Raw genomic sequence first — 12,341 nt, 5'->3', positions numbered from 1 at the left:
TCAACCTCTTTGAGGAGCTGAGCGCAGTGAAAGAGCGGGAGAAGTTAGAAGCAGCGGTGAAGGCTGGTGACGTGTCGCGTGTATTAAAGATCGTGGCTGCGTCTCCGATCAATTCTCGGCTGGCTTGGGAGGCCGTTCAAGAAGCCGTTGAAGCGAACAACGAAGACATCATTGATGCACTGCTACCGTCGCTTCTGCCGACGCAAAGTGCCTTCCCGCTCGCCGTTGCGGCCTCAGGAGGGCAGGTGTCAATCCTGCGCAAGTTGATCCCGGTGTCTAACCCCAGGGCCGACGAGTCGTTGGCGCTATCTTGGGCTGCACGAAGTGGATCTGTTGAAGCCGTAGAAGCACTTCTTCCTTTCACTGATCCCTTGGCAAGCGACTCAAACGCATTAGTTCACGCTGCAAGGGAGGGTCATGCAGAGATCGTTGCGCTTCTCATTCCGCTGAGCGATCCCAAGGCGAATGGCAACCGTGCACTCTGGGAGGCTGCAACCCACGGACACCTCAACATCGTGAAGCTCCTTCTTCCCGTCTCGTCGGCCATCGTTTGCGCGATGAGTATCCTGCCCGATGCAGCTGCGCGCGGCGCGACGGATTTCATCAAAATCTTGCTCAAGGCCAAGCTGCCCGATGCGGGCGATACCTATGCAACGGGATTGGATGCAGCGGCGACGAACGGGCATCTGGACACGGTCAATGTTCTGATCCCTGCGATCATCAAAGCCGGCGCACCACGCGGGTTTGGCAACAAGGCCATCTATGAGGCGGCGAGAGCTGGGCACACGAGCATCGTTGAGCGTCTGATTGGGGTGGTGAGTCAGTCGGCGTGTTCCCACGCTCTAGCGGCAGCCATCGAGGGAGGCAAGCGGGAAACTGCGATTGCACTGTTGGACAACGCCGATCACATTGAGACCGAGCGATCGCTCTACGGAATTGAACGAAAGTCGTGTCTTGCTGAGCTCATCGCTGAGCGTCAGGCCTCCCAAGCGCGGAAGCACCTAGACGATCATACGAGCGTTCCCGCATTGAAGCGGCATCGGCCTGCGCGGATCTAGGATCTCACCATGATTGCATGCCCGTGCTGGCTAGGTTTCCATGGCGCGGTGTTTGGCGCCTCGATGGTCCACTGCCCACGCCAATCCCGGTCGTCTCCTTCTGGTCAGCTACTCGTGCGTATGTCAGCGATGGGGTGGGGTTTGTTCTTTGCGTGCGCTGGCAGGGGAGACGCTCTACCGTGAGTGGCATTGCCTACCCCGCGTTTCGCCATCTTCCCGCTAGGCCCTCCAGCATGTGTCGACGAGGACGAGTGACGTTGGAAGTCAGAGCTTTTGGAGGCGCCAGATAAATCTGCCAGCCATTGCTTAGGCCGTCACAGGTCTGGTAGTTCGCTCTCAGACAGTGCTGAGGCAAAACTGGCGCAAGTGCGCTCACTTGCCAGTAAGTGGCGCTTTCCCTGATCGGATCTCATACCCAGTGCGTTCGAGCGTGCGAACCAAGTCAAGATCTTGGTCATAGATGGCAACCAGCGCCTCAGATGAGGCGATGATCTTGCCGCTGACCTCCTTCCTTCCATCTCGCCAGAGCTCAGCAGAAGGAAGCTTGGCGCCGTCCTCACTCTTGATCGCTTTGCGCTCTTTCAAAGCTTGATGATGCCCGGCCCGTTCACCAAGCCACCCAGGGATGAGGGCGAGAAGTGTGCCGATCAAAGTCATCGTTAGCGCCACATAGAGCACGGCGGCGGATCCCACCATCGCTTTGACCGGCTCGCGGACCCAGAATGGTCGTGCTGCAAACCAATCGTGAAAAGCTGTGCGTTGAACGGTGGGTAGGTTTGCGACAAAGATGGCTATGGTCATGCCACAGAACGCGTAGAAGACAAGGAGCCAAGGGATATCAGAGATCAGCTGGCTGCCTTGGAGCACGATGGCGTAATAGCCCCGAACGACCTTCCAATCCGCTGTTTGCGGGAACAAGCCCTCCTGCACGCCCCAGTCATTGAGGTAAGTGCTGTATGCCACATGGCCGCAGCCATGAAGAACAAATCCAAGCAGCGTGGCCAATGCCACCAAGCCGCCGGCGATGGTGGCCAGTGTCATCAATGCGCTGGGGCCTGGCTTCTCAGTGGGGGCAGATGGCTGAGCGGTAGGTGTCGCGGTAGTTTTCATTGGCATCCTTCCATGGAATAGGGAAACAGCAGTAGGGAGGTTCACAGCGTGTCGCTTCCAATTAAACATGGAGCGCTGATCAGCACCACATCCTAATGCGAGCAACTATGGGTTGGTGTTGCGCTCAACATAGCCAATGTTAAGGGAATCTCCAATGACCTCGATGGTGAGGTCCTCCAGCGAGGCTATGTCGATGACGCGAGCGCTTTGCTCGGGATGTCGCGGACCAACGTTCAAGACGATGGCTCCTGCGGCAAGGCCAGCCTCGATCCCAGCACGAGCGTCTTCAATGACCACACAGTCCTTGGCGTCGAGTCCGAGCCGCTTTGCGCCGAGTTGATAGCAAAACGGGTTGGGCTTGCCAGGATTGGCATCCTCAGCGAAGACCGCTGTCGTCGGCAGTTGGAGCCCTGCTGCGTTCATTCGATTTCGCGCAAGCTTTTGGCCGGCCGAGGTCACCAAGGCGACTTGATGCGGTGGAAGCGAGCGGAGCAGTGCAGCAGCGCCAGGCGTAGCGACGATGCCTTCGACGTGTTCTTCCTCATAGCGCTCCAACATCTTGGCTTCTTGCCGCGCCGCGTCGGTGTCGCCCAGGTAGTGCCTGACAAGATCAATGGTCTGCATGCCATGAGCCCTTGCCCTTACTTCCTCATAGTCCAAGCCGTGCTTGGTCGAGAACAAGCCAAGGACGTGCTCGACAAGGACCAGCGAGTCGATGAGCGTTCCGTCCATGTCTAGGAGGAGGGCTTTGCAGTGCAGGGTTGGCATAAAACGATCCAGGAATCGGGGGCGTTAGGATAAGTGCTGACAGGCCTCCCGGTTAGCGCTTACCTGGCTGCGCCTGACCTTTGGTGACGAGCAAGCAAGGGAAGCGCTGGTTCCCGTGGGGCCTGCGGTATTGGGGGGGAGACGGAACCAAGTCCCCGGTTCTGCCATGTCAACGGCTGGGCATCCTTGAAAGCGAAGGTTGAACTGGCGTTAGGGCCGGGCCTTCATGGGGGAGGGGATGCATGGGGGTTGCCGGGGAGGCGCTTCCTTTGCGGCAGGGCGCTTTCAGAAAAACCCTACGGCGCGTGGCGCTGTTGGCCTACAGACACGAGGTCATCAGGGTATGAACGTAGGCGACCGTTTGCCTACAACGAGGTGCTTGAATGAACGTGCAAATTCTCGCTGTCCATGGACAGGGGGACTACCAGACTGAGTATGTGACGCTGCGTGTGCTCGATGACTGTGACCTGGGCAAATATCAGCTCTGTGACAGCACTTACACCGCCGAGAATACCGTTTCGAACCGGCTTCGCCATGTCTATTGGTTCCCGGATAAGCAAGTCGTCAAGGGTGATCTGATTGCGCTTTGGACTAAGCCCGGTAAGGAAACCACGGGAAAGACCCGAGACGGGCATACCATTCACCACTTCTACTGGGATCTGAAAACGGCCGTGTGGAACAACGACGGCGATGCGGCCGTTCTTCAGCGCTTGGCCAATTGGTCGCTCTTTCCCGCCAAGCGCTAAGGCATCGAGAACCCGCGCCGAGTGTCGCGCGGGATTCTTGATCAGTTAGGCTGGGTGGCCGGACTTGGGGCAAGTAAGGGCTGATCAAAAAGAGGGCGTCTGCCGCGCGGCCACTTCGTCGGCCAGGTCAAGCTGAGCCTGGTTACCGTCACGCTCCTTTCCACTCAATCCAAGGCGGCTTACCCTAACTTAGCCAAGGCACGGTGCAGGGCGGTCAACGTGGGGCGTCGGCGAGCCGCCTCAGCTCGGGGCGGGGTCCTGCGCTGTCTATCAGACGCCCATAAAAAACCCCGGAACAAGTCCGGGGCGAGTGTTCTGGGCATAGTGCGAAAGGACGTGAGCATTTCTGCTCAGTGGAAGCTCCCGCCAACCCTTGAAATAAAGCCTACCAGCGGAGGCCCTGTATGTCAACATACATCTTTGCAAACCAACCATGGAAGGCTGGGAAATGCCCAGAACACTGACACTTAATCCCGATGTTCTTAACAATTTGTTCACATCGGAGCGACTCAACAGCTACACGGCTGTTTTCGCCCCAAGGGACGAATTCGAACTCGTTGGTGCTTATTTGTGGAACTCGCGCGTTTGCGGTGCGTTGCACCCTATCCTGGGAGCGGCGGAAATTACGCTACGCAACTCCATCGATGGAGCCGTCAGCAGTGGCCCACTAGGGCGATTTTGGTGGAGCTCTTCGAAGCTGCAATGGAAGTCGCGTGGTCAAGGGCTTATCCCTTATCCCGTGGCTAAGCTGCGCGAGAATTTCTCAAAAGCTTCTTCTCAGGTCATCCGCGAGAAGAAGGAGCGATATCAGATCAGGGGACACATTAAGCCCACCCATCACGAGATCATCTCTAAGACGGATTTCTCAACTTGGGAGTTCGCATTGGACGGAGAGTTCATGGGGCGCGGCTTGCTTTGGAACCTCTATCTTTCCTCAGTGTTTAGTGGGGATTGGGGCGGGCGGCGTCCAAGTGTATTGCTGACGCACGCTCGCAACCTTGTCAACGCTGTGCGCCACTTTAGAAATCGTGTTTCCCACCATGAGCCGGTATGGAAGGGAGCTGGCATTGCAAATCCAGAAGATGCGACGCGACATTTGGCGCGCAAGCTTTTGCAGGTGGTCCAGCTCATTGAGCTGATCGAACCCGTCCAGGTGCAGATTTTGCGGAAGAACGGATTGCTTGGCGAGGCGGAGCGCGCTTGTTCGGCGTCTGAGCTCCGGCGCTACCAGCTCATGACTCGAGAGCGCACGATCACATCCAGGCGCGGTCTAGCCCTCGTGATGAAGCAATGCGAGTCGTCAAACGCCTCCTTCTATGTGAGACGCAGTGTCAGTTCTTCGCGTTTCTTGCTTACCCCTGTGACCTAGCATGGGGTGGGGGCGTCCTGGGCGAAACGGCCGCTCTGGTGGCCCGCTGCAACCGGTGACCTAACGCATGCTAGCGGGGAAATGGTGTCAATTCGTTCGGTAAGACGGGGAGGCGCTGGGGAAGTCTTTTCCAGTGCCTATGCGCAGCGGTGGCTTCCCAGGCAAGCTCAGGCTCGCCTTCTGCGGACCATTGTGGCGGGCTTGAGGCTGCGCTGGACTAAAATTGTGGCGTAACTGGGGCCTTGCGGTCGCCTACAGGCGCTGATACGGGGCGACCGCTAAGTCGATAACTCAAAGGCTGTGTTTTGGATCGTCAAGTCAAGCAAGTAGAGCCTAAGCTGGAAGGTGTTGAAGGGGCACCTTTTAGCGCGTTCCAGCAATTCAAGAATATTGTCGTGCTCGGAGATCCAGGAGCCGGGAAGAGTGAGCTCTTCCGCTCGCAAGCCGTGGAGACGGGCGGAGTATTCCTCACAGTCCGGGAGCTGCTCAATACGCCTATTGATGACCTTCCATCTGATCAAATGCTTTGGATTGACGCGCTAGATGAGACGCAGGGAGGGCGTGGAGACCGATCACCCGTTGACGAGCTCACGCGGAAGTTGGCTGAGATATCGCCCTGCGGAGTGCGCTTGTCCTGTCGCGCGGCAGATTGGTTGCAGACCACCGACCTAGAAGCGTTGAAGCCTTACCTCCGAAAAGGTGGGGCGACAGTCGTGGTGCAGTTGCTAGCGCTCAACAGGTCCGAGCAAGCTCAGATCCTTACAAGCAAGGGCTTTGCGAACCCAGGCAGTTTTCTCGATGAAGCTGAGCGTCGAGAGCACGGCGAACTCCTTGGGAATGCGCAGACGTTGCTTATGCTCGCAGCTGTCTCAGGTCAGGGCGATTGGCCCGCCACTCGCACCGAGCTATTTCGACAAGCCGCGTTGGCGTTGCTGGATGAGGCCAACGAACAACACGCTGATCGCGATCAGGGCGTTGCTCATATTCCTGGGACTCAGCTACTCGATGCGGCAGGTGCACTCTGTGCAATGCGTTTGACTTCTAACTGCTCGGGGCTTACTTGGAAAGCAAGGTCTGTTGGGAAGGATATTCCGAGCTACAAGGAGCTAACGCTAGCGCCGCAAGGTCATCTTTTGGCCTGCCTCAAAAGACGGGTGTTTGTGGCGACCGGCGTGGACAGGGTGGACTACGTTCATCGCACCGTTGCCGAATACTTGGCAGCGCGATGGATTGCTGATCGTGTCCAGTCAGGACTGCCCATCGGCCGTGTATTGGCTCTGATGGGTGTTCAGGAGCGTCCACCGACAGCGCTTAGAGGACTGGTTGCCTGGCTTACGTCTCAACTCCCCGACCCATCCCCCATGCTCCATTTGGACTTGGTTGGACTGCTGATGTATGGAGACTTGTCTACATGGTCCTCTTTCATGAAGATGCGCCTGCTCAACGCGTTGATTACCGAGAGCAGGAACAATCCCCTTTTCTTCCGCGAGATGCACCTGCCCACCGGTGCCCATGCGCTGGCCGACCCGGCGTTGCTGGCCATCTATCAAGAGTTGTTGGCTAGCCCAAGTGCTGAAGTCTCTGCCAAGCTGCTGGCCATTGTGGTCCAGAAGTCGGGGAGGATGACGCTTGGGATTGAGGGCGCGTTGGAACGCCTCATCTTAGATGAGACGCAGGTAATTGTGCTCCGTATGGAAGCGATCCACGCGTTGCTAGAGGGCAGCTCAGCGCACCGACAATTGCTCGTCGCTGCCTACCAGCGACTGGGAACAAGCGCTGATGACACGCAGCTTCGCTTTCTTCTGGTGCGGGCTCTCTATGACAGCGGCTTGGGCAAGGAGGAAATTGTTGTCCTCCTCCTACATTTTCTCCGCATGAACGAGCGCATCCCCATCGGAGCAAGTTGGGGGTTGACGGATGTTGTGACGCCAGTTGATGCCGCCGAAATCCTTCGCTCAGTCGATCTGCCAGTGCCAAGTGGGCCGCTGCTGGTCGGGCCCAATACGAGGGAGTTTGCGCGTATTTATGGCGAGCTCTTTGCCAAGGCGCTGGCTGTTGAAAGCGCGGGGCGCCTGATCTTCGATTGGTATCTGATCTACTGCCATTATCTGAGCGGTGAAAATCCGGGCAAGTCGCTGCTTCTTGCACTCTCAGGAGGTGAGGGCCAAGATTTAAAGCTGCTTCGGAGCGTGTTGCGGCACATCGATTTCGGTGTTGGTGTCAATCTGCCGTGGGATCGTTTTATGCGCCTGTTCGGTTCCGTCCTGGATCCGCAAGTGGTGCTTGATGAGATGGAGTCTGCTCTGCTGCAAAGTTGCGATCCGCGTCGTGGCCAGATCTACGCAGTGTGCCTTCGGCAGGCCATACGGGGTGATGTGTCACCTTATCCTGTTTTTTGGCGTCTCTACGCGCTGGCAGACAATGACGTAGAGCTAAGCGAAATCAGGTCGTTCCATTCAGTTGCCTACCTGGAAGTGGCGCCCGTCCTGGACATTGAAGAGCTGCACAGGCAAGACAGCGAAGCCGAGGCTGAGCGGTGGTTGCGCGAGCTCGGTGCTGAGTTCACAGCTAGGCGGGAGGAAGTTGTCGCGGGCAAGGCGGCCGCTTTCCTGGATAGCTTGGCAAGAGTCTATTTCGGCCAATGGCTGCCCATTCGATTCGCCGCATCGCTTACGCCGCTCGCCCGGCTGGAACAAGTTTTGGGTGCGAACGATGCTCTGACAACCTTGCGTGGCTTCGAGGTATTGCTCTCCAGCGGCGAGCTACCAAGCATTGGCGCGCTGCTTTCAAAGCGACGACGTCAAGAGGAATTTCGCTGGACAGCACTGTTGGCAGCACTTGATGATCATTGGCGCAGTAACGCTCGGATCGCTGATCTTCCGGAGGCCGTTTTGTCTGCGGGGTTGGCGGTTGCTTTGCTTTGTCCGGTGTATGTCGAAGTAGATTCGCATCCCCGCGTTCTGGAGCACGTCTGGTTTAGCCCGCTCTTAGAAGCCAAGCCCAAGCTCGCCATCCAGACATATGAGACTGTTCTTGCTGCTGAGCTCGCGCTTGGTGGTCACGAGCTTCGAGCGCTCAGCGCTCTGGAAAACGTTGAGCTTGCAGGTCAAGATCGGGGCAAGGCCATTGTCCGAGTGCTCCAAGCGCACCCAAGAATGGCTGAGTATGACCTGCTTCGGATGCTTCGCTTGTGCAAGGCCGAGGGCTGCTGGAGCGACCTCCCGGCCTTAGCAAGAGCCCAGGTGGATCAGCTTTTGAGTGAGCAGGACAACGATGCCGAGCATCTAAGGGGCGGCTTGAGGGGCGGTTTGGCTGCGTGGCTTTGGTGTGGCTTCTCGCTCAGTCCAGAAGCTTACTTTAATGTGCTGCAAGGACTCAGTGGTGATCGAGAAGAGTCGGCGATGTGGGCTCTGCTTGAAGACGGCGGTGAAGCATCATGGGGATCTCAGAAGACGTGGACGTATAGCCTCACTCAAATTGAGTTCATCGTGACCTGGGTGGCATCACGCTATCCCCATATGTCGCATCCAACTGGATCATCGGTGGGAACACGAAATCCTTGGGACGCTGCTTCCATGGTTAACACGATGCTTGCGCAGCTTGGCAGCGATCCGGGTAGGGCGGCAGGAAATGCTCTGGCGCGGATGGCGGGTTTGCCGGGCTTGATGAGTTATAGAAAATACATTTTGCACCAGCTTGCAAACCACAAGACGGTTGTTGCTGATACGGAATACGAAATACCGACCTGGAAAAAGGCGATGGGAACCTTGGAGAACGGAGCCCCCAGTAGTGCGAAGGATCTTCATGAACTTGTGTGCTGCCACTTGGAGCAAATTGCCAAGTCACTTTCCACACGCAACGATGACCCGTTTAAGCAATTTTGGAATACAGGGTCGCATGGTGAGATCGTTGAGCCGAAAGTGGAGGAAGTTGCCCGGGATTGCCTGCTCGGTATGCTGAAGCCGTTGCTAGCCCCGCACGGCGTTCGCGCTGAGCCCGAGGGGCATATGAGCGCGGATAAGCGCGTCGATATCGTCGTGTATGGCGATAAGATCAAGAGCGTCATTGAGATCAAGCGGGACTTTCATAGCCAAGTGTGGACGGCGGCATCAGAGCAGCTTCATGGTCTTTATTCCGTAGATCCGGAGGCCAGTGACTTCGGCATATATCTGGTCTTTTGGTATGGAGAGAAGCGAAAAGCCACTCAACCTCTGCCGCCCAATAGAGGAGTTCGACCAGCCACCGCTAAAGAGATGCAAGCAATGCTTGAAGACGATCTTCCTGCGCATCTGCGAGCGACAACGCGAATAGTGGTGATGGATGTGACTGGCGCGCGGGACGATGCTTAGTTGCCCTAAGTCAACTGCCCGCAAAAGGCTTGGCCGCGCGGGTTCTGTTGGTAAGTGAGCCACGGTTCTAGCTGGCTCCCTGGCCCGTTATTCCGATAGGTGTTGGCGGCAAGAGATCAGGCTCGGTCGTGACTCACTTAACGAACAATGAGCCTGCCCTAATCTAAGATTCTTTGGGAGATGGCGTGTGACTCTTGGCCGCAGCTTGATCGGAGACATCCAAACAGCGGATGTCAGCGCCATCATGAAGGTTGTCTCTGAGTCAACTGATAGTGGGCGCTTGGCATGGGAAGTGGTTCATGACGCCATCAATGCCAATCGTGAGGCGGTGATTGAAGCGTTGATTCCCATGTTGTCCTCCAACGACAGAGTCTTTGCCTTGGCGTTGGCGGCCGAGGAGGGGCTTGCCAATGTTGTTCGTAAGCTTGTTCCGCTGACTAAGCCAAGGGCAAGAAACTCGCTAGCGCTGGTGTGTGCAGCTCGGGCAGGGCACAAAGAGGTCGTGGAGCTACTGTTGCCCGTTAGTGACGCGCTAGCGGAACACTCCGCTGCACTATACGAAGCAAGCGCCTGCGGGCATGCGGACGTGGTGAAGCTACTAATTCCGCACAGCGATCCTCACGATAAGGATAGTCGAGCTCTTGCTCAGGCTGCTCACGAGGGCCATCTTCGTGTGGTCAAACTGCTGCTTCCAGTGTCGTCATCCATCACATGCGCCACTCAGATCTTTCCAACGGTAGCCGGCCACGGGGGAGCAGAGGTCGTCAAACTCATGCTTAAAGCTAAGCTCCCAGACGCTGCGCACACGTATGCAGCTGCTTTTGACGTTGCGGCGAGCAAAGGTCAACTTGAGGTCGTTCAGCTTATCCTGGGTGCAATTGATCAGCTAGGACGCCCGCGTCGTTTCGGCGAGAAGGCGATCTACGATGCAGCCAGCAACGGCCACCGAGAGATCGCGGAGTTGCTGGCACCGACCGTAGGTCAAAGCGCGTGTAATGCGGCGTTGGTCGGAGCAGTCGGTCACGCGCAGCGAGAGACAGCCCGAGTTCTCATTAGCCATGCAAGCTTGGATGAGGTCAGGGCGAGGCTGTTCGGTCCTGAGCACCACACGCTACTGGACGAGCTTGTGGCTGAGGTAACTGCACAGCGGGACCGTGAGGCCTTGAACAAGCAGACCCGGCTGCCAATGGGGTCGCGATCAAAAGCGGTGCGGCTCTGATAGGTTCGTCGTGCTCTCCGAAGATCCAGCTTGCGATTGCAGCTTGGCGCTGAGGCAGGCTGGAGCGCAGCTTTCGTTTCGGAGTTACGGATACATCTTCGCCTCTTTCCCTAGCTTTTCTTTGAACTGTCCGCGTTGATACACCGGGAGCACTACGGACGGGTTGTATTTCGCCAATGCCGCGATTTGACGCTCGCGCACCAGCTTCGGCGAGCGGTGGATGTAGTTGCTATGCAGCACGGGAACCTTCTTAGAGATGGAGTGCCCCGTGATGAGAGCAATGTCCTCCTCATTGACGCCAGCAGCTTCCAACTCTGTGGCAAGCGTGTGGCGGAAGCCATGGAAGCCAACACCCTTGGGGAAGCCCAAGTCCTTAAAATAGTTGCTGAGCTGGATGACAAGGGCCTGGCTGTATCTGGCGTTGGTCTTGCCCGTTGACTTGTTCAGGCCTGCCGAAAGCTGCGGGAACAGGCGAGGGTGCCCGCATGCTCGCACGTCTGCAACCAAGTCGAGAAGGCCTGCGTTGAGCAAGGCAGGGTGCACCGGGATCGTGCGGATCGCGCTTTTTCCTTTAAGCCGCTGCCTGGTTTGCTGCCCGTCGCTCTTAGCAAGATCAGCATCTTTGGTCATCCGAATTGCAATGCACCAGGTGCCTTGGTCTTGGATGATGTCTGCAACTTTAAGCTGTGCGACTTCGTTGACCCGTGCCCCAGTGAAGAGGCCAATCATCGTTGCCCACCAGCGATGTGGGAACTTGGATGCCCACGGTGTGAACGTGTCTGGATTGAAGATCCTCTGCACGTCTGCGGTGCTCAGTAGCCGCTCTGCGCTCTTGCCGCTTTCTAAAAGACTTGCTTTGACCGGGCGGAACGCGGCCATCGGCGAGTGGGGGATGGCTTTGGTGTTGACGAGAGCTTGGAAGAATGTTGTGAGCATTCGGCGATGAAGCTCTAAGGTCGCTACGGCGGGGGCAGGCACGGTGAGCCTCTTGCCCAGGGCAATCAGTGCATCAACCGTCATGCATTGAAGCGTAGGGTCAGTGGTCAAGTTCGGCGGCGATGAGCGCAGCAGGTTCCACATCTGATGTATGTGGCGATGGTCAATCATCGACACCGGGATGTCGCCACACGTCATTTGTAAGATCTTCAACGAGCGCGCAGCTGCTTTGATCGTTGTGTCTTGCAACGCGCGGCGCGTCATGTCGGCTAAGTAGTCCGCAACTTCTTCTGATAGCCGCCGGGAAGGGCTCGCGATTGGAAGCGTGTCCGGGAAGCGCGTGCTATTGCGACGGCGTCGAGAGTTTTCGATCTGCTGGATCGTAAGCTGCAAGATCTCGTAAAGCTGGATGCCAGCCTGGCGACTGTTGACGACGACATCTCTCAGTTCGAGCTTGCCGAGCTTGATGCTGCTGATTTGAAGTGAGTCTTTGGCGCTGAGCGGTGTTTCGGGGTTGAAGTGGGGTAAATCAGAGGGCATCTACGATCCGTATTTATGAGGGTAGACTGTTGATAAGAGATAAACATTTTCTGTCAATTGGCAATTCTGAACTATTTTCTCGTGGATGGTTGACGCCCGGGCGTTGAGAAATCGCCTTGCAATCGACGTAAATTTTTAAAGAATATTATTGCTAAGAATTGCCGTAGAACATTTGGGGCGTATAGCCTCTAGAGTTTATCTACGCAGCGTTATGAAAGAACTTGCCATAGTGTTTGGTTATGCATA

The 12,341-nt window shown here is 56.8% G+C and carries 8 protein-coding genes; 5 read left to right on the top strand and 3 right to left on the bottom strand.

All coding sequences use genetic code 11. The annotated features are described in order from the left end of the window. The first annotated feature begins 26 nt into the window (after positions 1–26). Positions 27–1,058 carry an ankyrin repeat domain-containing protein gene (locus tag POS15_RS11355; protein ID WP_050483607.1) on the top strand — a complete coding sequence of 344 codons (1,032 nt, stop codon included), beginning with the start codon at positions 27–29 and terminating at the stop codon, positions 1,056–1,058. 372 nt (positions 1,059–1,430) lie between these two features. On the opposite strand, the gene POS15_RS11350 is transcribed toward POS15_RS11355, so the two are convergent. After that, positions 1,431–2,099, bottom strand: a complete 669-nt coding sequence (locus POS15_RS11350; protein ID WP_204328295.1) for a hypothetical protein — start codon at positions 2,097–2,099, stop codon at positions 1,431–1,433. Positions 2,100–2,273: 174 nt separating this feature from the next. Next, on the bottom strand, positions 2,274–2,936 hold the full coding sequence (locus POS15_RS11345) for an HAD-IA family hydrolase (RefSeq protein WP_284128194.1): 663 nt from the start codon (positions 2,934–2,936) through the stop codon (positions 2,274–2,276). Positions 2,937–3,319: 383 nt separating this feature from the next. Here POS15_RS11345 and POS15_RS11340 point away from each other — a divergent pair, with 383 nt between their 5' ends. From POS15_RS11340 to POS15_RS11325, 4 genes are all read left to right on the top strand, one after another. Next, positions 3,320–3,682: a hypothetical protein gene (locus tag POS15_RS11340; protein WP_032957932.1), complete on the top strand. Its 363-nt coding sequence runs from the start codon at positions 3,320–3,322 to the stop codon at positions 3,680–3,682. 433 nt (positions 3,683–4,115) lie between these two features. Further along, on the top strand, positions 4,116–5,051 hold the full coding sequence (locus POS15_RS11335) for a CAAX protease (RefSeq protein WP_164157941.1): 936 nt from the start codon (positions 4,116–4,118) through the stop codon (positions 5,049–5,051). A gap of 305 nt (positions 5,052–5,356) precedes the next feature. Continuing rightward, positions 5,357–9,400 carry a hypothetical protein gene (locus POS15_RS11330; protein WP_284128193.1) on the top strand — a complete coding sequence of 1,348 codons (4,044 nt, stop codon included), beginning with the start codon at positions 5,357–5,359 and terminating at the stop codon, positions 9,398–9,400. Positions 9,401–9,587: 187 nt separating this feature from the next. Further along, positions 9,588–10,619 (top strand): ankyrin repeat domain-containing protein, encoded by a 1,032-nt coding sequence (locus POS15_RS11325; RefSeq protein ID WP_284128192.1) that lies wholly within the window; start codon positions 9,588–9,590, stop codon positions 10,617–10,619. A gap of 84 nt (positions 10,620–10,703) precedes the next feature. On the opposite strand, the gene POS15_RS11320 is transcribed toward POS15_RS11325, so the two are convergent. After that, positions 10,704–12,095, bottom strand: a complete 1,392-nt coding sequence (locus tag POS15_RS11320; RefSeq protein ID WP_284128191.1) for a site-specific integrase — start codon at positions 12,093–12,095, stop codon at positions 10,704–10,706. Positions 12,096–12,341: the final 246 nt, after the last annotated feature.

The sequence above is a fragment of the Stenotrophomonas sp. BIO128-Bstrain genome, assembly GCF_030128875.1.
In the GTDB taxonomy this organism is placed as follows: Bacteria; Pseudomonadota; Gammaproteobacteria; order Xanthomonadales; family Xanthomonadaceae; genus Stenotrophomonas; species Stenotrophomonas bentonitica_A.
This window is presented reverse-complemented; position numbering and strand designations above follow the sequence as displayed.

Coding starts and splice junctions, on each gene's coding strand:
- POS15_RS11340 (WP_032957932.1), top strand. CDS start 3,320: ATGAACGTGCAAATTCTCGCTGTCCATGGACAGGGGGACTACCAGACT.
- POS15_RS11335 (WP_164157941.1), top strand. CDS start 4,116: ATGGAAGGCTGGGAAATGCCCAGAACACTGACACTTAATCCCGATGTT.
- POS15_RS11320 (WP_284128191.1), bottom strand. CDS start 12,095: ATGCCCTCTGATTTACCCCACTTCAACCCCGAAACACCGCTCAGCGCC.
- POS15_RS11345 (WP_284128194.1), bottom strand. CDS start 2,936: ATGCCAACCCTGCACTGCAAAGCCCTCCTCCTAGACATGGACGGAACG.
- POS15_RS11350 (WP_204328295.1), bottom strand. CDS start 2,099: ATGACACTGGCCACCATCGCCGGCGGCTTGGTGGCATTGGCCACGCTG.